Annotated in this window: 14 protein-coding genes; 3 read left to right on the forward strand and 11 right to left on the reverse strand. The window is 49.5% G+C overall.

Annotated features, from left to right (window positions below; all coding sequences use genetic code 11):
• Positions 1 to 221: 221 nt before the first annotated feature.
• Both VB081_RS10815 and abc-f read right to left on the reverse strand, forming a co-directional pair.
• Entirely contained in the window at positions 222 to 773 is a 552-nt protein-coding gene (locus VB081_RS10815) for a DUF3793 family protein (RefSeq protein ID WP_323400824.1), read from the reverse strand.
• A 135-nt stretch (positions 774 to 908) separates the two neighbouring features.
• Positions 909 to 2,810, reverse strand: coding sequence for a ribosomal protection-like ABC-F family protein (gene abc-f, locus VB081_RS10820; protein WP_323400825.1), 1,902 nt, complete (start codon positions 2,808 to 2,810; stop codon positions 909 to 911).
• Positions 2,811 to 2,920: 110 nt separating this feature from the next.
• Here abc-f and VB081_RS10825 point away from each other — a divergent pair, with 110 nt between their 5' ends.
• Positions 2,921 to 3,655 carry a YdcF family protein gene (locus VB081_RS10825; RefSeq protein WP_323400826.1) on the forward strand — a complete coding sequence of 245 codons (735 nt, stop codon included), beginning with the start codon at positions 2,921 to 2,923 and terminating at the stop codon, positions 3,653 to 3,655.
• A 71-nt stretch (positions 3,656 to 3,726) separates the two neighbouring features.
• On the opposite strand, the gene arcC is transcribed toward VB081_RS10825, so the two are convergent.
• From arcC to VB081_RS10850, 5 genes are all read right to left on the reverse strand, one after another.
• A complete protein-coding gene (gene arcC, locus VB081_RS10830; protein WP_323400827.1) occupies positions 3,727 to 4,662 on the reverse strand; it encodes a carbamate kinase in 936 nt (311 codons plus the stop codon).
• A 253-nt stretch (positions 4,663 to 4,915) separates the two neighbouring features.
• Positions 4,916 to 6,016: an agmatine deiminase gene (gene aguA / locus VB081_RS10835; protein ID WP_323400828.1), complete on the reverse strand. Its 1,101-nt coding sequence runs from the start codon at positions 6,014 to 6,016 to the stop codon at positions 4,916 to 4,918.
• A 21-nt stretch (positions 6,017 to 6,037) separates the two neighbouring features.
• Complete coding sequence (locus VB081_RS10840; RefSeq protein WP_442872719.1) at positions 6,038 to 7,423, reverse strand: APC family permease; 1,386 nt, start codon at positions 7,421 to 7,423, stop codon at positions 6,038 to 6,040.
• A gap of 178 nt (positions 7,424 to 7,601) precedes the next feature.
• On the reverse strand, positions 7,602 to 8,624 hold the full coding sequence (gene ptcA, locus VB081_RS10845; protein ID WP_323400830.1) for a putrescine carbamoyltransferase: 1,023 nt from the start codon (positions 8,622 to 8,624) through the stop codon (positions 7,602 to 7,604).
• 252 nt (positions 8,625 to 8,876) lie between these two features.
• Positions 8,877 to 9,347 (reverse strand): acyl-CoA thioesterase, encoded by a 471-nt coding sequence (locus VB081_RS10850; RefSeq protein WP_323400831.1) that lies wholly within the window; start codon positions 9,345 to 9,347, stop codon positions 8,877 to 8,879.
• Between the two features lie 159 nt (positions 9,348 to 9,506).
• Between VB081_RS10850 and VB081_RS10855 the strand changes: the two genes are divergently transcribed.
• Entirely contained in the window at positions 9,507 to 10,919 is a 1,413-nt protein-coding gene (locus VB081_RS10855) for an amino acid permease (protein WP_323400832.1), read from the forward strand.
• Between the two features lie 157 nt (positions 10,920 to 11,076).
• A complete protein-coding gene (locus tag VB081_RS10860; protein ID WP_323400833.1) occupies positions 11,077 to 12,306 on the forward strand; it encodes an L-lactate MFS transporter in 1,230 nt (409 codons plus the stop codon).
• 59 nt (positions 12,307 to 12,365) lie between these two features.
• Here VB081_RS10860 and VB081_RS10865 read toward each other — a convergent pair whose 3' ends face one another.
• From VB081_RS10865 to VB081_RS10880, 4 genes are all read right to left on the reverse strand, one after another.
• Entirely contained in the window at positions 12,366 to 14,471 is a 2,106-nt protein-coding gene (locus tag VB081_RS10865) for a bifunctional diguanylate cyclase/phosphodiesterase (RefSeq protein WP_323400834.1), read from the reverse strand.
• A 190-nt stretch (positions 14,472 to 14,661) separates the two neighbouring features.
• Entirely contained in the window at positions 14,662 to 15,708 is a 1,047-nt protein-coding gene (locus VB081_RS10870; RefSeq protein ID WP_323400835.1) for a response regulator, read from the reverse strand.
• 14 nt (positions 15,709 to 15,722) lie between these two features.
• Entirely contained in the window at positions 15,723 to 16,073 is a 351-nt protein-coding gene (locus VB081_RS10875) for an Hpt domain-containing protein (protein ID WP_323400836.1), read from the reverse strand.
• 34 nt (positions 16,074 to 16,107) lie between these two features.
• A complete protein-coding gene (locus tag VB081_RS10880; RefSeq protein WP_323400837.1) occupies positions 16,108 to 18,723 on the reverse strand; it encodes a response regulator in 2,616 nt (871 codons plus the stop codon).
• Between the last annotated feature and the right edge of the window lie 303 nt (positions 18,724 to 19,026).

Consider the following 19,026-nt stretch of genomic DNA (forward strand, 5'->3'; position numbering starts at 1 on the left):
ACGAGTGGGTTTAGCTCTTCCTTTTCCCCTGTCATTGAGTTGAAAATTTTCAAACTGATTTCACCTTTTTCCTTTTCACAGTACATTCTATTATAATATATCCTTTCGCAAGTCGCAACAGAATAAAGTAAATTTCATTCCATGCAAAAACCCCGGAGGTATGCGGCCGGGGTTTTTGCGTTTGTTATGAACATCCTAAAAAATTAGGGGAGGTAACAAATTTAGTAGCACATGATCGTTTTACCATTTTCGATCAGATCGTCAAACGCATCTGTGCACGCGCGATAGCTTTCAAACAGCCTTTGCGCTTTCTTTTTGCCCGCATACACCTTCCACGGGCCCGACAGCTTATAATTTTTGCCGCCATGACGGATAAACCCAAGCACATCGCTTAATGGATATCCTAAGAACAGGCCGATCTCATGCGGAAAGTCTCCGCTTTGCTGTACGCGCAGCGCAAGCCGCTTGAGCATCGCATGAAGGGAAGCTTGCTGATAGCCGCAGCCCAGCAGATAGGCGCGTACGTTTGGCTTACGCAATATCTTTTTCAGAAGCCGTTCCGAGTAGATTAGTACAAGCTTACGGTCTTCGCAGTCACACAGTTCAAAGAAATGTACGCCGCGCTTTTGCATGCCCTGCGTGTACCAATAGAGCCATTTTTCAGCATCTATTTTGTTTTTGCTGAACGCGACAAGGCTTGCCGGTTTTTTCCCTGCGAGCGTAGGTGCGCAATGCCGCGCCAATATCTTTTCAAAATCCCTGTGTGTCCCCATCGAACATCCTTCCTCATTCATTAAGTTAGCGCTAGCTAACTCGTCTCTAAAAAGAAGAGGGCTTAGCCCTTTCCTTGTTCATTAGCCATCGCTAACTATTATTATAATACACGATTGCTGCAACGCTGTCAACCATTAATTCTCATTTTCTCCATCAAGCTCTATCCATTGCTCCAGCAGCGTCTCATAGCGCGCTTTGATTTCTTCTAACTGCGCACAATTTTGATTGAGCAATTCATAATCCGCCGGGTTGTCGTCGATCTCTTTTTGCAGTCGCTGCTCCTCTGCCTCCAGTTCCTTCAATCCTTTTTCCAGCGTACCCAGCTCCTGCCGCCGCTTTGCTTCCTGCGCCCGCCGTTGCTTGGGGCTCACTGCCGCATCCTCTTTCGGTTTGGATTGTGCTTGTGCTTGCGGCGTATCCTGTCGTGCCATCATCTCCTCTTTTGCGCTCTGGTATTCGTCAAACGTCCCTTCAAACGCGTTTACCCTGCAGTCAGCGATCTCGTAAACCTTCCCCGCCAGCGCATTGATAAAATACCTGTCATGCGACACAAACAACAATGTCCCTTCGTATTCCTTCAATGCCTGCTCCAGCGCCTCGCGGGCGGGCAGGTCAAGATGATTGGTCGGCTCGTCAAGCAAGAGGACATTATAGTCTCCGCACATAAGAAGCGCAAGACCCACTTTGGCGCGTTCGCCTCCCGACAGATCCCCTACGCGTTTGAAAACGTTCTCTCCCGTCAGCAATACGCGCCCAAGCATGGAGCGAGCACCGTATTCAAGCAGCGACGGAAAAGCGTCCCATATCTCGCTCAACACCGTCTTTGTAGGCGTCATGTTCTTATTTTCCTGATCATAATAACCTACGACTGTGTTCTTGCCGAAAGCAATGTGCACGTCAGCCGGCTTGTTTGCGTGCTGCATGAGCAGCTTGATCAGCGTGGATTTCCCCGTTCCGTTGTCGCCGATGACCGCCGCTTTTTGTCCGCGCTTCAGTTCCATACTGATGTCGCGCGCCAATACCTTCTGCTCCTCGCCCACGGCGAGCGTCAAATCGTTTACCGTCAATACGTCGTTTACCGGCCGCACCGAAAACCCAAAGGAAAAATGGGGTGCGCTTACCTGTGTGCGCGGCTTGGAGATGCGCTCTAAGCTGCTCAGCTTTTTGACACGGCTTTGCGCGCTTTTGGCAGTGGAAGCGCGCGCTAAATTCCGCGCGACATAGTCTTCCATGTGCGCGATCTGTCGCGACTGTTTTTCGTATTCCTTTAGCTGAAAAGAGACATATTCGGCCTTTAATTGCTTATACTGCGTATAGTTGCCCGTATATTCGGTCAGTTCCCCGTCCTCTAGCTCCCATATCTTTTGCGCAAGTTTATCCAGAAAATACCGGTCATGCGATACGATGAGTACCGCGCCCTTATAGCCGCGCAAATATTCCTCCAGCCACATCAGCGTCTTAAAATCAAGATGGTTGGTCGGTTCGTCTAAGATCAGCAGGTCAGGGTCCATCAGCAACAGCTTGGCAATGGCAAGGCGCGTTTTCTCCCCGCCCGAAAGCGTCGCGATCGTTGTTTCATAGGCCTTGTCCGAAAAGCCCATACCATTTAATATCTTCTTGATATTGACCTCGATCTGGTAGCCGTCTTTTGCCTCAAAAAGCGCTTGTGCACGTGCATAGTCATGCTGGATCGCTTTGTCGTCCGGATGGACGTGCATTTCACCTTCTAGCCTGCGCATGTCCTCCTTGGCGGCAAGCGCCTCATGGAACACCTCGCGCATTTCGGCAATGATCGTATTGCCGCCGTCAAGCCCGCTGTTTTGCTCCAGATAGCCAATCGACAGTCCTGATTTATGGATCACGCTGCCTTCTTCCGGCAAAATACGCTTTACAAGCGTATTGAGAAGCGTGGTCTTTCCCGCGCCGTTTGCGCCGATCAGGCCAATCTTATCTCCGGCGTTTAAGTTCGCCGCTATATTCTTCAATATTTCCACGTCGCCGTATGCGACGCTCACGTCTGCAAATGATGCAAGCATTCCAATACCCTCTTCGTTAGATTCCTAACCGAGTATATCATAACATACGCCGCCCTTCAAACCTTTATATACGCATGGTATAATAGGAAAAAACAACGGAGGAACTTTCCATGTATGATCCTGCCCTGACAAATGATATCAATACCCTGTCCCGCTTTTTGGCGCTGCGCGATATTCCGGAACTCACACCCGCCGCCCTTCAAGAAAAAACGGGCTCTCCCCGCGTGGACGTGTTGTTTGTGTTTGGGTGCGAGGTGATCCCTGTTGTCGAACGCGCAGCACAGGCCACGGCGGCGGGACTATGCCGAAATGTTGTGTTCAGCGGCGGGATCGGCCATTCCACGCAAAACCTTGCAAACACGGCGCAAAAGCTGTTCGGTGGGGACTACGCCGGCCTGAGTGAAGCGGAGATCATGACACAGATCGCAACTGGGCAATACGGCATGGATGCGTCAATCGTATTATGCGAAGGGAAATCTACCAATTCAGGTGAAAACGCGCGTTTTTCACTTGCGCTTTTAGAGCAGGGCGGTATTTCTGTGAAAAGCGCAATGCTTATGCAAGACCCTTTCATGCAGCTGCGCAGCCACTATACGATGCTCAAATATTTAGCACCCGCTGTACCGCTTGTAAGCTATGCGCCCTTCATCCCCTATGCGGGCATGGATTGCGGCAGTAAAAACGGACTGTGGTCTGAGAAACGCTTCCACGAATTTTTGCTGCGGGAGATCCCGCGCCTGCGTGACGACGAAAGCGGATATGGCCCGAGGGGCGCAGGATTCATGGAGCATGTGGATATCCCCCCTGAGATTGAAGATAGCTATGTGCGTATCTGCGGCGCATAGGAACCTTGATAAAAAACAGGACGTATCCCGAGGGATACGTCCTGTTTTTTTGGGGATGTCGGTAGACATCTTTAATCTGCTTGTATCAGCGTACCGCTTTTGCCCTCAATAGCAAGCGGTGCTTTCTCCAGTGATCCGATGATCGCCTTACGCCCTGCCTTACTGTTTGCAAATTCGCAGGCAGCCTGCACCTTGGGCAGCATGCTGCCCGGCGCGAATTGTCCTTGCTGCATGTATCCCTCTGCTTCCACAGGCGTCATGCGTACGATCTCTTTTTGATCCGGCTTACTGAAGTTAACACACACGCGGTCGACCGCTGTTAAGATAAACAAATATTCTGCATGTACCAGCTCCGCCAGTTTTTCAGCCGCAAAATCCTTATCCACGACCGCTGCTACGCCTTTGTAGCCGTCCTCCGTATGGATGACAGGAATACCGCCACCGCCGCCCGCGATAATGACCTCGCGCGCGCTGATCAGCGTATCGAGCGTCATGCATTCGTAAATGCTGACCGGCTTGGGTGAAGCAACCACCCTGCGCCAGCCACGCCCTGCATCCTCTACATATTTGCAGCCCGTTTCGGCCATCAGTTTTTTTGCTGTCTGCTCGTCGTAGAACGCACCGATTGGCTTGGTTGGATTTTTGAATGCCGGATCGTTTTCATCGACAATGACCTGCGTAAGCATCGTAATGACAGGCGTATTGTGATCGCCGTTTTTTACAAGTTCCGCAACGATCGACTGCTGCAAATGATAACCGATATACCCCTGGCTCATTGCCGTGCATTCCGCAAGCGGCATCATGGGCGTATAGCCCCCTTCAAACCCTTTTTCAAACGCCAGGTTGATCATCCCGACCTGCGGCCCGTTTCCGTGACATACGATGATATCGTTGCCCGCGAGGATCAGCGGGACAATCGACTTCGCCGCAAACTTCACTTTTTCCATTTGCTCTTCGGGCGTATTACCAAGCGCATTGCCCCCGAGCGCGATCACCATTCTGCACATTGCTTTTTCCTTCCTTTATCCTTCGTGTACGATCTTTCCGTTGGATATTGTATAAACAATTTTTGTGTCTGAAATACTTTTTTGAGGGTAGGAAACAAACACGCGGATCAAATTTATCCGTTCTGTTGTTTTTATGTGCTGTTTCTCCCAATGGATTTTGCGCTGGACGGGCGGGACGCTTGCGTCCCGCCTTTCCTGCGCAGTTCGTTATAAGGTTGCGCGGAGGCCACCCCGCGCAAGAGGGTAAACTGGGTTATTTCTTACCGGAGGGTTGTTGCTGCGTGATACAATGCACATTGCCGCCGCCGAGAAGAATCTCGCGGGCGGGAAGCTGTACGATCTCGCGACCCGGGAAGCAATCCTTAAGTGTAGCCACTGCTTTCGCGTCGTTCGGGTCGTCAAAGCCCGGAACTACGATACCACCGTTGGCGATATAGAAGTTTACATAAGAGGCCGCGAGGCGGTCTCCCTCAAGACGCGGGAGCGTACCGTCTACAGCGTCTACGCCCTCTTCTTCCGCCTTTGTAATTGTAATAGGCGAAGGAACGTACATCTTGACGATCTCGAGCTTTCTGCCCTTTGCGTCCGTCGTGTTCTCGAGGATATCCAGATTTTCTTTGCTGATCGCATACTGCGGATCGCTTTCGTCATCCGTCCACGCAAGCAATACCTTGCCCGGCTTCACGAAGCAGCAGATGTTGTCTACATGACCGTTTGTCTCGTCGAGATAGATACCGTTTTTCAGCCAGATAACTTTATCTGCCCCGAGATAGTCACACAGGACTTCCGTAATTTCTTCTTTTGTCAGGTCGGGATTACGGCCTTCTGACAGCAGACATTCCTCTGTCACCATGACAGTACCGTCGCCGTCCGAATGGATGCTGCCGCCCTCTAATACGAAATCATCTAAGCGGTAACGCCCTTTGCGTTCGATGTCGCACATTTTGGCCGCTACTTCATCGTCCTTGTCCCATGGGAAGTAAAGCCCGTCTACAAGGCCGCCCCACGCATTAAACGACCAGTCTACGCCGCGCACTTCACCTGCGTCGTTTACAACGAACGTTGCGCCGCAGTCGCGGATCCATGAGTCATTGTTGGACATTTCGATCACGCGGATATCTTCTGGCAGCATGCCGCGCGCGTTCTCGTACTGGTCTTCGTTCACCAGCATTGTGACAGGCTCAAATTTATTGATTGCCTTCGCGACCTCGACGAACACCTTTTGCGCAGGCTTACCGCCCATACGCCAGTTGTCCGGCCGTTGCGGCCAGATGATCCAGCAGGCGTCGTGATGCTCAAATTCGCCCGGCATCCGGAACCCGTCAGCCTTTGGTTTAGAAGTATAGTTTTTCATTGTGAACACAACCTTTCTTTGCTATTGTTTTTCTTCGATTTCTTTGGGTGCCTTTTTCGTCGTAACAGCAGCGATCACTTCGCCCAGTACGATGGAGATTACGACACCGATGATCAGGATCACGTCAGGCTCGAGCATCCCTGTATCTGCATTGTAGGGGAACAGCAGGAATACAATCGCCAGAAGGAGCAGTGCAAACGGTACCCATGTCATGATGCCGATCAAACCCTTTTTACCCGGCACTTTGTAGGGGCGCTCCCTATCCACATCTTTCTTCCGCAGTTTTTGGAACGCCGGGAACATAAACAGATAAGAAGCGAGCAACGTGACGACATTCAGGGCGAACAGCGTCCAGAACGAATCAATCGCATCTGGACTGACCTGCCCAATGATCGTCGCAATAATCACAATGACCGTTGCTACCACACCGTTGATAATATTTGCGCTTGAAGGAACCTCGTGTTTGTTCTCTTTCTCAAAAGCCTTAGGCATTGCATGATCGCGTGCCGCGTACATCGCAACATAGTTTACGCCAAACGACCATGAAGCAAGGTTAGCAATGAGCGAGAACATGAACAGGATACCAATGATCGTCAATATGATGCCCGGCGCACCTGCAAGCAGGATGCCTGCCGCGTCCATCAGACCGCTGTCTACCGAAAGCTCATTATACGGAATCGCCGCGCTTACGCCGAACGCGCCAAACAGATAGAACACCGCAATCAGGATACCGCCGACAACGATCGCCTTGGGAATCTCCTTTTTGGGGTTTTGCATATCGCCTGCGAATGTCGCCACGACCTCAAAGCCCATGAAGTTAAACAATATAATTGATATGAACGAAATGCCCATCAAAGGCGAAATGTCTGCTAAGGAACCGGCGTTTGCAAAACCGTTCACGACCGCGCCGTATATCCCCAGGCCACCCATCGCAACGATCAATATAACTTTGACGATCGTTCCAATGTTGATGAGCCATTTGCTCTGGCTGACGCGGTAATTGCTGATTAGGACAACTACCCAGATAAACACCAGCTGTATGATGAGTGCCAACACCCAGTTGACCTCAATGCCTGCCGCGACCATCAGGATGTCGGTGAACAGAACTGCGAGTGAAGCCATCCACAGCGGGAAGTTTACCCAATAATACCATGCGACGCGCGAACCGTTTTTGCGTCCGAATGCACGCTTGACCCAGTCGTACAGACCGCCTTCGTCGTCGTACGTCGTCCCGAGCTCTGCCGAGATCATGCCATACGGCAGGAAGAACGCCACTAGCATGATCGCCCACCAGATATACTGCCAAGGGCCGATCGCCGCTGCTGGCGCTACTGCTTCTACGACGAGTACGATACATACCGCCGCCAGCACCGCGTCAAAAAGTTTGAATTTTTTCTTTGTTGCCATCATCTACCTATCCCTCCTTTTAGTTGCGCACTCTGCGCGTTTGTTTTTGCCGGGGGAAGAAGGAGCTATGAATGGATAATACCCAAAAATTCCCGGCGTTTACATGAATACATAACACGGGAAGGCCGCGCCCGTTTTGGGCGCGTGCCGCTTTCCGTATTTTTCAAGAATGGATGTTTCAGATCAGTTTGATTTCTTTCATATAGGCTTCGAGACCTGCTTTGGATGCGTCCCTGCCTACGATGTCTACCGGCGCTTCCGGATACATGAAGTATACGAGAAGCGAGCGCATTGCACTCAGGCGGTTTTCCGCCTCGTCAATCACGATGGAGTACGGCGCGTCGATGACCTCGTCCGTCACTTCCTCCCCGCGCGACGCGGGCAGGCAATGCATGAATTTTACGGTAGGAGCCGCTTTTTTGATCATAGCTGCGTCTACCTGGTATTTCGGATAGAAAATACGCATACGTTCTTCTTCGGAAAGCTCTGCTTCGTAGAGACCGTACCAAACGTCCGTATAAATGAAATCAGCGTCCTTGATCGCTTCGTCCTCGTCCTCTGTCAGCAGGAACGAGCCGCCCGAGACCTTACAGTTTTCTTCGCAAATTTTCTGGAAGTTTTCTTTGAGCTGGAAACCCTTTGGCCCGAACTGTACGAATTTCATGCCGAGCTTTGTGGTGAGCATCGCGAGGGATGCGCACACCTGCGTTGCGTCACCGACGAACACGACCTTGCAGTCTTCCATCTTTTTACCTGACGGCAGGTGCTCTTTCATGGTGATGGCGTCACCCATTTCCTGCGTCGGATGGTTGTAATCGCTCATGCCGTTGATGACCGGAATGGAAGCGCCCTTTGCCATTTCGACGATCGTCTGGTGGCGTTCTACACGCGCCATCAGGATGTCTACCAAACGCGACAGTACACGCACCGTATCGCTCACGGATTCGTGCTTGCCCATCTGAATCTGTCCGGGCGCTAAGTACTGTGCGTGTCCGCCCATCTGCGCCATTGCCGTCTCGAACGAAACGCGCGTACGTGTGGAGGACTGTTCAAAGATCATCCCCAGTACCTTATTCTTCATCAGCTGCGGATAGTACCCCAGCTTGATGCACTTTTTGATCGCGATCCCCAGATCGATGATCTCCATTAATTCTTTCTTTGTAAAATCTGTGGTGTCTACAAAATCTTTGATACGAGCCATAATTAGCATCCTCCTTGAAAAAGTGAATTGTTTATCGTACCGAAGCAGTGTTCGGTTGGTTGACATTTGTTACTACTGCGATGCTGTTTTTCATGAAATTGTTCCCTGAATAACTTCATGATAGTGATAAAAACGCTTAAAGTCTATACCACCGGAACGTTTTGGAATAAACAAAACATGTATGAAATTATGTTCCTCATTTGTGAACAAAATCCCAAGTGAACACTTTGCCACGGAGTTGCTTCCGCAGTGTTATCCGTCGTTTACGTCCTTTTTACGCAATCTTTCTTCCCTGCGCTGCTGTGCGCGGGCATATTCTTTTTGCTCGTTTTCCGTTTTTGGAACAAAGTGAGGTACCGCTTTCGGTTTCCCGTCGTAGCCAAGCGCTACAAACACCATGTATGCCGTATTGGTGCGCGTCTTTTTATCCGTATTGCACCGTTCGCTATATACATCGACACGTACTTCGAGGGAGGTGTTGCCCGTCCACGTCACGCACGCCTTTAAGGTGACGATGCCACCGAGAGGCACCGGATGCTTAAAATCCATGCTGTCAAGAACTGCCGTTGTCACAATGCTGCGGCAGTGCCGCGTCGCCGCGACAGCGCCGATGATATCTACCCACTGCATAAGCGTACCGCCGTGCAGATTTCCGAGCTGGTTGATGTTTTCAGACATCACGATATGCGTGGTCTCCGCATATCCTTTTCCACTGTATTCCATTTTATACCCCCATATAATTTGGCTATATGCTACTTATACCCCGCTTTTTTGGTTTTATGCAAAAAACACGATTCTTTTTTTGCATAAAACTCACGTTTCGGTTTATCAATAATGGGTCAAACCGCGGTAATATAAATACACAACAAAAGGAACAGGAATATGAAAAAGATCGGTTTTATGCAATTGATGTTTCTGACGATGGCTTTTTTTGCTTCCATACGGCGCATACCCAACATTGCTTATGCAGGATGGGAAGTCATTTCTTTTATGGTATTTGCGATCGTTATGTTTGTGGTTCCCGTTTCTTTTGTTTCGGCGGAGCTCGCGACCGCGATGCCCGTTGACGGCGGCCTGCCTGTGTGGATCAGTAAAGCGCTTTCCCCGCGCTGGGGTTTTGTCGCCGCTTGGCTGGTGTGGATACAGATGTGCTTTGGTATGGTCACCGTGGGCGCGGCTTTTGCCGATATGCTTGCCACCATGTTCGGCGCAAAAGAGCTCATCAGCAACAACATATTTATCGGCATCGTCGTGATCGGTGTGTTCTGGCTTATTACGCTGCTGATTATAAAGGGCGTTCCTATTACCGCCATCAGCACGTACGGCACGATCTTCGGCCTTTTTGTGCCGCTGGTGATCCTTCTTGTGTGCGGGACGGTCTTTGCCGTTACAAAAGACCCGGGCGCGCTTACACCTCCCCCGCTTTCACAGATTGTCCCCAATGCTTCTGACTTTGATACGTTATCCCGTCTTTCGGGCATTATCTTTTTGTTTGCGGGTATGGAGCAGGCTTCGAGCTTTGCCAACCGCATCGACAACCCGCGTAAAAATTATCCGCGTGCGATCATCCTGGCAACGAGTCTCGTCGCTATCCTCTTTACGTACGCCGGAATTGTGACCGACGCGATCGTGAAGCAGTCAGGCATTGCGCTTGCCGATCCTGCGCAGGTTTTTTCTGTGATGTTTGACGGTTGGGGCGTTGGCTGGGTAACAACAGCGATCGCCGTTATGATCGCGCTTTCCTGTATAACGGAAATATCTGCATGGACTTCCGGGCCGTCGCGCAGTATGCTGCGGTGTGCAAACGCAGGAAACCTGCCACGTGCGCTGCAAAAGGTTAACAAGCATGACATCCCCGTACCGATCATGATACTGCAGGCTGTGATCGTCACAGGCGTTGCGCTGATTTTTGTGTTTATCCCCGGCACGAATGGCGTATTCAATACCATCCTTACAATGGCGGTCGTGCTGTATTGCATCGTATATATCCTTATCCTTTTGTCCGGCATCATTTTCCGCCGCAGACATCCGCGTGATTCATATTCGTTCAAAATCCCCGGTGGTATGCCCGGTATGTGGATCTTTTCCATCATTGGTCTCGTGGGCGTGGCCTTTGTCATTTTTACCAGCTTTATCCCGCCTGCCTCGCTGCGCACAGACACAGCCTCGAGCACCAGCTATGTGCTGTTCATCCTGATCGGCATGATCGTACTGACCGCCGTGCCCCTGCTCATCTATAAATTCCGCAGGAAAGAATGGCGCGATCCACAAAAGGCAGATAAAACGAATTTGTAAATCAAGCGAAATCATACCTTTTAGGTCATATAAAAGCCAATTCATTAAATTGCTTTCGCATATCGCTAAATTTCATGATAATGCTTGCATATCCTTTTATTTTTCGATAAAGTAATATATGTTTCGCCTAAAAAATTTAATGAACAATGAGGTATCTATGAAGACAACCAACCGACTCGTTCCATTGATTGCCGCTATTGCGATACAGCTTTGCCTGGGCATCGCATATTTGTGGAGTATCTTCCAGACGGGGATCGCCAATACGATCTTTGGTGGGAACAATGCTCTTGCAAGCCTGACCTTCTCCCTCCTGCTTGCCACACTGACCTTAGGCAGTGTCGCGGGCGGTAAGCTCGCGGAAAAATTTTCCATACGCGCTGTCGTCATCACGGGCGGAATCATCCTGAGTGCAGGATTTTTCCTTGCGTCTTTTGTGACGCCGCAGACCCCCTATCTATTGTGGCTGACGTACGGCATCATGGGCGGACTCGGTATGGGCTTTTCTTATTCGACAACGATCTCCTGCGCACAAATGTGGTTCCCCGACAAAAAAGGTCTCGTTTCCGGGCTGATTGTTTCTGCGCTTGGGTTCGGCGGTGTTATTTTTACACCTATCATTGAAAACCTAATCAAGAGCTTTGGTGGCGTTGAGGTGGGCGAGCTGAAAACCTTCATGGTGCTCAGTATTATTTTCCTCGTCGTATGCACGGTAGGTGGCCTCTTTTTAAAAATGCCGCCAAAGGACTACGCATTGGCAGGTCAGAAGAAAGTAGCAGCTGCGCCTGTCACGAACCTTAGCCCCAAACAGGTACTGAAGAATAGGCGCTTTTATCTGATCACCTTTACGATGATGTTTGCCTGCATGGGTGGACTGATGATGATCGGCTTTGCAAAACCCATCGCCACTGCAAAGGGACTGGCCGAGACAGCGACGATCGGCGTACTTGTGATCTCTGTATGCAATTCGATGGGCAGGCTTTTCTGGGGCACGATCTCCGATAAGATAGGCAGACGGCTGACGATGTTCATCATTCTTACCGGAGCGGGCGTCGCCTCTTTGTGCGTCGGGTTTGCCGCAGGATATTGGGTATACGCGATCATCGGCATTATCGGCTTTTTCTATGGCGGCATATTGGGTACCTTCCCGGCGCTCACCGCAGACCTGTTCGGGCCGAAAAACATGGCGACCAACTATGGACTTGTGCTGCTTGGCTTTGGCGCGGGTGCGATCATTTCTTCCTACATTGCCGGTTATTTCAAGGACATTGCCGCGCAGGACATTAATTTGATGACGCCTGCGTTCCTTATCGCGGCGGCTGGCGCGTTCTTAGGTCTTATTTTGATGGCTTTTGCCCTCAAAAAATCGCCTGATCAAAAGAAAGCATAATTTTTTAAACATCAAAAAAGGCTGCCTGCGGCAGCCTTTTTTATTTCCTGTAATTATTGTTAAATGTACTTTGCCTCGTATTCTTCCATGGGCATCGGACGGCTGAACAGATAGCCCTGTGCCTGTTCGCAGCCGATCATATTCAGTATGTTGAACTGATCCTCTGTCTCTACGCCCTCGACCACCATGCGGATATCCATTTTGCGGCATATGCCCGCAATCGATTCGATAACCATCTGCGCCTTACGGTTGTGCTGGATGTTCTCCGCGAGGCTTTTGTCGATCTTCAGTACGTCGAAATCGATGGATGTGAACAGCGAAAGATTTGCGTAATTCACGCCGAAATCGTCGATGGAAATGACAAAGCCTTCCTCCTTGATCTTGTCGATCAGTCGGATCATGTCGATGCCTTCCGTGCCTTTTACGCTTTCGGTGATCTCGATCTCCACCAACTCTTTATCAATACCATGCTTATCACATATATTTTTAAGGCGATTCAAAAAGTCTTTTCCCACCAGTGTATAGCGCGAAAAATTGACGGAGATGGGCACGATCTTTTTGCCTTTTTTAAGCCATTCCGCGATTTTTGAGCAGGTATATTCGAACACATAAAAATCAAGCTGCCCGATGACCTTTGCATCCTCGAGCACCGGCAGAAATTGTCCGGGAGCGAGCACTACATCCTTGTCCACCTGATAGCGTACCAGCGCCTCTGCGCCAATAAGAGAACGATCCGCAAATGAGACCTTGGGCTGCAAATACACCTTGAAGCGTCCCTCGTCGATCATGCCCTTCAGTACGGCTGGCTTTGTGAGCCCCAGCACGTCGTCGTTATAGTGGCGGTAGCGGTCGCTTGACAGCGTCTTGCGGTAGAACTGCTTTTTATCCTCGTACATCATCGCGTCCGCAGTATAGATCAGCCGCTGTACATCCCCTGCTTTTTCCGCCCATTGGTAGCCGATCGCCGCCTGGCAACTTTCGCTGGACGCAAATTGATTCTTGAGCTCACGGATGTTTTCGTAAAAGTGTTCCTTTGAAACGCCACGGCAAATAACGATAAATTCATCCCCGCCGATCCGGTAAAAATCGCCCGTACCAAACACCTGCTCGATGTTACGCGCACATTCGACAAGCACTTTGTCCCCATAGGAGTGCCCGAACTCGTCGTTCAAATTTTTGAGCCCATTGACGTCAACATAAGCGATTCCTATTTTCTCTTCGTTGTTGAACGCCACCAGGTCCTGCATGTAACGGTTGCGGTTATAAAAACCCGTAAGCATATCCTCAAAGCTCAGCCTTGTTAGCAAGCGTTCGTCCTCGATCCTGCGGATGGTAGACATCAGAAAATAACGCAGCGTGTGGAACAGCGGTACGATGTTGCGTATTTTCTCAGTGGGCGGATTGTCTACGCCAAAGTAGCCGATTAGCTTTCCATCCTGCTCAAGCGGCGCGGTCACAAGGCTGGTGATACCTTGCATGGAAAGGATGTCGTATTCCTCTCGATTGACCTCCTTTATATCTTCTAAATCTTCCACCACGACGCATTCACACTCATCAAAATAAACTCGCCAGCGGTCGATGACTGAAATATCCAGCTCCTGTAGCTTTCCCATCTCCGGCGTGATGCCCGGCGCACACCATTCATACGTATTGTACATCTTATCCCCGCGGATCTCGAATACATACGCCCTGCTTGCCATAAGAAAACTGCCGATTTTGCCCAACACAAAGTCTATCGCTTCGCTTAAGTTTTCCGTCTCGTACAGGCGGCGTACACATTCCTGTATCACCATTTCGGCCTGCAGCGCATTTTTCAGCGCAACCTTTTCCTGCTGGTTTTCGGTGATATCGGTGGCAATCTCTATACGCGCCTTCCGACCGTTCCAATCGACAAGTTTATCCTTCAAAAGATAATGCCTGCCAACCATCTGATTGGTGAATTCCCACGTATAAACGCTTTCCTCACATAATTTATCGTTGGTACAAAAAGAGCACGGTGCATCCAGCCCCTGCAACACTTGATAGCATTTTTTTCCATGAAGGCTGTCGATCCCAAATTTTTTCTTGCCCGCCGAGTTGATATACAAAAGTTCGTATGTTTCTACATCGGAAACATATACCAGTTCGAGCATTTGGTCGAGCAAGTCTAATAAAACATTCCGCAAAAAATGATTCCCCCTGATTTATCACAAACTCAAAAGCACGGTAGTTATACCAATTTTATGCCTATTGTTTCTATCATATCCCATTTTTTTGCAAATGGGAAGTGCAAAATATTTTTTTAATTCGGAACTAAAAAACGCATTAAAAAACAAGCCCGGTGCGCTTTAAACCGGGCTTTCCGATAAATTCGTTTTATGATTTTTCCTTATTGCTTTCATAGATGTCCCGGCAATGATCACCCACCAGTTTGAGCGTCTCAGTCATGACCGGTGAAAACCGCTGTGCATCAAGCGTTTGCAGGGCATGAATTGCCTGATCGTGGCAGCCGCCGTATTTGCACATCAGCTCGTCGTATTGATGCGCGAGTGCAACGGCCTGTGCGCAGATCGGAATGTTGTCGCCGGACAGCTTGTCCGGATATCCGGAACCATCCCACCGTTCGTGGTGATAGCGGCAGATGTTATAGCAATAGTTTGCATAAAATTCGTTTTCCAGATTTTTCAAAGGCTCGATAAGACGGCATCCTTTGGTCGTATGCGTCATGAAAATCTCTTCTTCTTCATGCGACAGCTTATCGCGCTTGTTGACGATCGCCTCGGGCAGCATCAGTTCCCCTACGTCGTGCAGGATGGAAGCCATGCCCATCATTTCGATCTTCTGCGGCGTCAGGTCATAATTGTCATCATAATATTCATAAATATACCTGAGTATCTCTTTTGTATAAAGCCTGATGCGTTGGATATGCTCTTTTGTCTCCATCGTTTTTGTTTCCATGACGGACGTTAGCACGGCCACGATCATTTCATTGATATCTGAAAGCGCTTCTGTTTTTTCATCTATTGCCTCTTCCAGATGATTCTGGTATTTATAAAGGTCGATGAGCGTACGCGCACGACGGCGTACGATATCCGGTGCAAAAGGCTTGCGGATGTAATCCACCGCTCCAAGCGCCAGACCCTTTTCTTCCATTTCGTCAGAGCCCGCAGCTGTGATCAGCATGACAGGAATATCGCGCAGCATATCATGAAAACCCATATAATGCAGCACGTCGTATCCGCTTACCTCAGGCATGATCACGTCGAGAAGCACCATTGATATATCTTTCTTGTGCTTGTCCAGCATTTCAATGGCCTGCCGTCCCCCGTCCGCGACGAGGACATCATATTCGTTTTTGAGCAGCTCCGTCAACATATCCCGGTTGATATCGATATCGTCGACCACCAATATTCTGTTATCCATGTCCCCTCTCCCTGCTAGTCTAGCTGTTTAATAATCTCTATTACTTCGTTGTACGCTTCACTGAGCGGCTGCGGATCAATATCTATTTCTTCTTTCCTGAGTTTTTGCACGATGTACGCACTGTGTTCGTACACCTTATTAAGCCCCAGGTTTCCGCTAAGCCCCTTTAGCGTGTGGGCGCAATGCAGCATCTGCTCCGTATCCTTTTGCGCGTACGCCGCACAGAAGTCGCTGTACGTGCTGTCATCGATAAACTTGCGTAAAAATTTGCAATATAACTGTTCATTGCCGCACATCCGCGCAAGCGAATTCTTGAAGTCGATCTCCTTGCCATCATATTTTTCTACGGCTTCCCCAAATGTCATGTCCTTTCTCCCTCGCCTTACGGCTTCCCCTTCATTATAACAAATAATCCTTTAAGATAGCAAAGACCACTTTTGCATCGATCGGCTTTGCGATGTGTGCGTCCATACCGTTTTTGATGGATTCCGCGACGTCCTCTTTGAAACTGTTGGCTGTCATCGCAAGGATCACGATATCCTTTGCGTCCGCCTTGCCGCTCATGCGGATAGCCTGAGTCGCCTCGTACCCATTGAGCACAGGCATTTGTACATCCATCATGATCACGTCATAGTACCCCGGTTCGGCATCCATGAACATATCGACCGCCTGCTTGCCATCTTCCGCTGTTTCTACCTCAAAGCCGACATGCTCGCTTAAAGCCTGTCCGATCTCCCGGTTCAGCTCGCTATCGTCCACCAACAGCATACGCTTGCCGCTAAAGTCGGCAGACGGTTCATTCTCTTGTGCCGCCTCGCTGCCACCCTCAAGGTCTCCCACGACCTGATACATGGACTCTCGGAGCACAGGCTTTGTCAGAAAAGCATCTACGCCGGCGTCGCGTGCTTCCTGCTCTACACGTTTATAGTCGTAAGCCGACATCAGCACAACGCGGATATCGTTTTTTGCCTCATTCTTGATCCATTGCGTGGTGCGAATCCCGTCCACGTCAGGCATGTAGAGGTCAACAAAGGCAATATCAAACGGTTCTGCCGCATTCTTGATCATGTGCACGGCTCCCGCACCCGATTCCGCTATCTCTGAAGCAATACCCAGCTGCTCGCAGATCAGTCTGAGATGATCGCGCATTTCCTCTTCATCGTCAACAAGCAAAACACGCAGGCCCTTGAATGTTTCCAGCGTCTCCCGGTCGCTGAGAGGCGCGTCGGCAAATTTGAGCCAAAGATTGAAGGAGAATGTACTGCCTTTCCCTTCCGCGCTCTGTACCTCGATCTCTCCGCCCATCGTTTCGACAAAGCTTTTGGATAGCGCCATACCAAGCCCTGTCCCGCCATACGTATGTGAGATTCCAGCGTTCTCCTGCTCGAAGGGCAGGAATATCCTATCCATAAATTCTTCGCTCATGCCGATGCCATTGTCCTTTACCGAAAAGCTCAGGCAGGCCTCGTCGCCGCGCTGTGCCAGCTGGCGGATCTTTACCTTGATCTTTCCGCCCTCGGGTGTAAACTTTACTGCGTTTGAAAGGAAATTGAGAAGCACCTGACGGATACGCAGCTCCGCACCTACGAAGCGGTCATTTATCACATCGCGCAGCATCACGTCGAATATCTGGTTTTTCTCCTCCATCTTCGGTTCCATGATCATGGCAATCTCTGAGAGCATGACGTTTAAGCTGAACTCCCGCTCCTCAAACTCCATTTTACCGCTCTCGATCTTGGACATATCCAGAAGGTCGTTGATCAGCTCTAGTAAATGCTGTGCCGCAATGTTGATCTTTTTCAGGTCGTTGTTCGGTTTCTTTTCGGCCTCACAGGCATTCTTCATGACCTCAATAAGACCGATGATCGTATTTAAGGGTGTGCGTATCTCGTGGCTCATGCGCGACAAAAACTGTCGTTTTGCCTCGTTGGCGCTTTGTGCTACGTCGAGAGCTGACTCGAGCATCCTCTTTGACGCTTTTTCCGCTGTCAGGTCGCTTGTCACAAACACATGCTTTACGATGACGCCATCCTCAATGATAGGATACAGCCTGCTGTGCATCTCCTTTTCCGTCTTCGTCTTGGGATCCCGCATAATGAAATCGTATTCGACGATCTCTCTGTTATTGACGCGTTCCTGCGCCTTTCTTATTTTATCAAATTCCTCATCACTGAAAAAAGAACGGGATATCCACATGTTGCGTTTAAAATCATCTACTTGCAGGCCGAGGATACGCTCCGCATTTTCACTTAGGAATTCGACTTTTTTGTCGACACAATCGTATATCATGAACACGTCGTCCACGTTTTCCGATATGATCTTAAAGAGCATATCATTGTGGTAGATGTCTTCATTGCGTTTGGAGATGGTGCGTACGCTCAGCGTGGACAGCAGTATCGTCAATAAGATAAGCGCGCTGCCCCATACCAGCGCCATAAAATTTGTTTGGTCGTTGAGCTGGTTTGTCCTTTCTACATAATCGGCAATATCCTGCTGGGACTCCTCTATGACCTGCGCAATCAGTTTGTCCGCCTCGCGGTAGATCGGATATGCTTCACCGTACAGGATCGCCCTTGCTTCGTTCGTTTTTCCCTGATAGATCAGCTCGATGCAATAGTCGTGAAGCGAGCGCATCATATTAAAATCGTTGATCAGCGTGGTGATGGTTTTGGGATAGCCCTTGTATTGTTCCTCCAGCACGCGCTCTATGGCTGGATGTTGCTTCCGGTGTTCGTATAATTGATCCAAATTTTCTTTTTGATTGTCAAAAAAGCGGTCGTCCGTAAGCATATTGAGCATGGTATTGCGCGCATATAAGATATGCAGGCGCATTTTCCACGCCGCTTCATTGACCGCGTATGGCTGCTGATAGATTTCACTTGTGTATTGTGCAAGGTTATCGGTATTGACGATCGTCATGCCCGCAAACACGCCCACACCAATAGAAATAATAAAAACAGTCAACATCAGAAGCGTATTGACGTTCCTTAATTTCCATTTCTTTTTCTTCCCCATCACATACCCCTACTTATATTATATGCCCGGTTATGGAAAAATATTCCGGAGAAAGGCAAATAAACTCCCATATATGTTTATTCGGTGTCAGTGATCTTTTCCCCTGTTTCTATTTTCAAAAAAAACCTTTGCACAGCCATTTAAACATACCATACCGAGTAATAATATTATTATATAACCTTGTTTTGTCATTCCCTAACATCTTTTTCCATTTTTGTATCAACTCGCAAACCAAAAGACGCAGGCCATATGGCTCTGCGTCTTTTTCTCAGATAGCTGCACTTGTGCGCGTTAACGCTCCGC

Origin of the sequence: Christensenella sp. (assembly GCF_034927525.1) — a bacterium.
Classification (GTDB): Bacteria; Bacillota; Clostridia; order Christensenellales; family Christensenellaceae; genus Christensenella.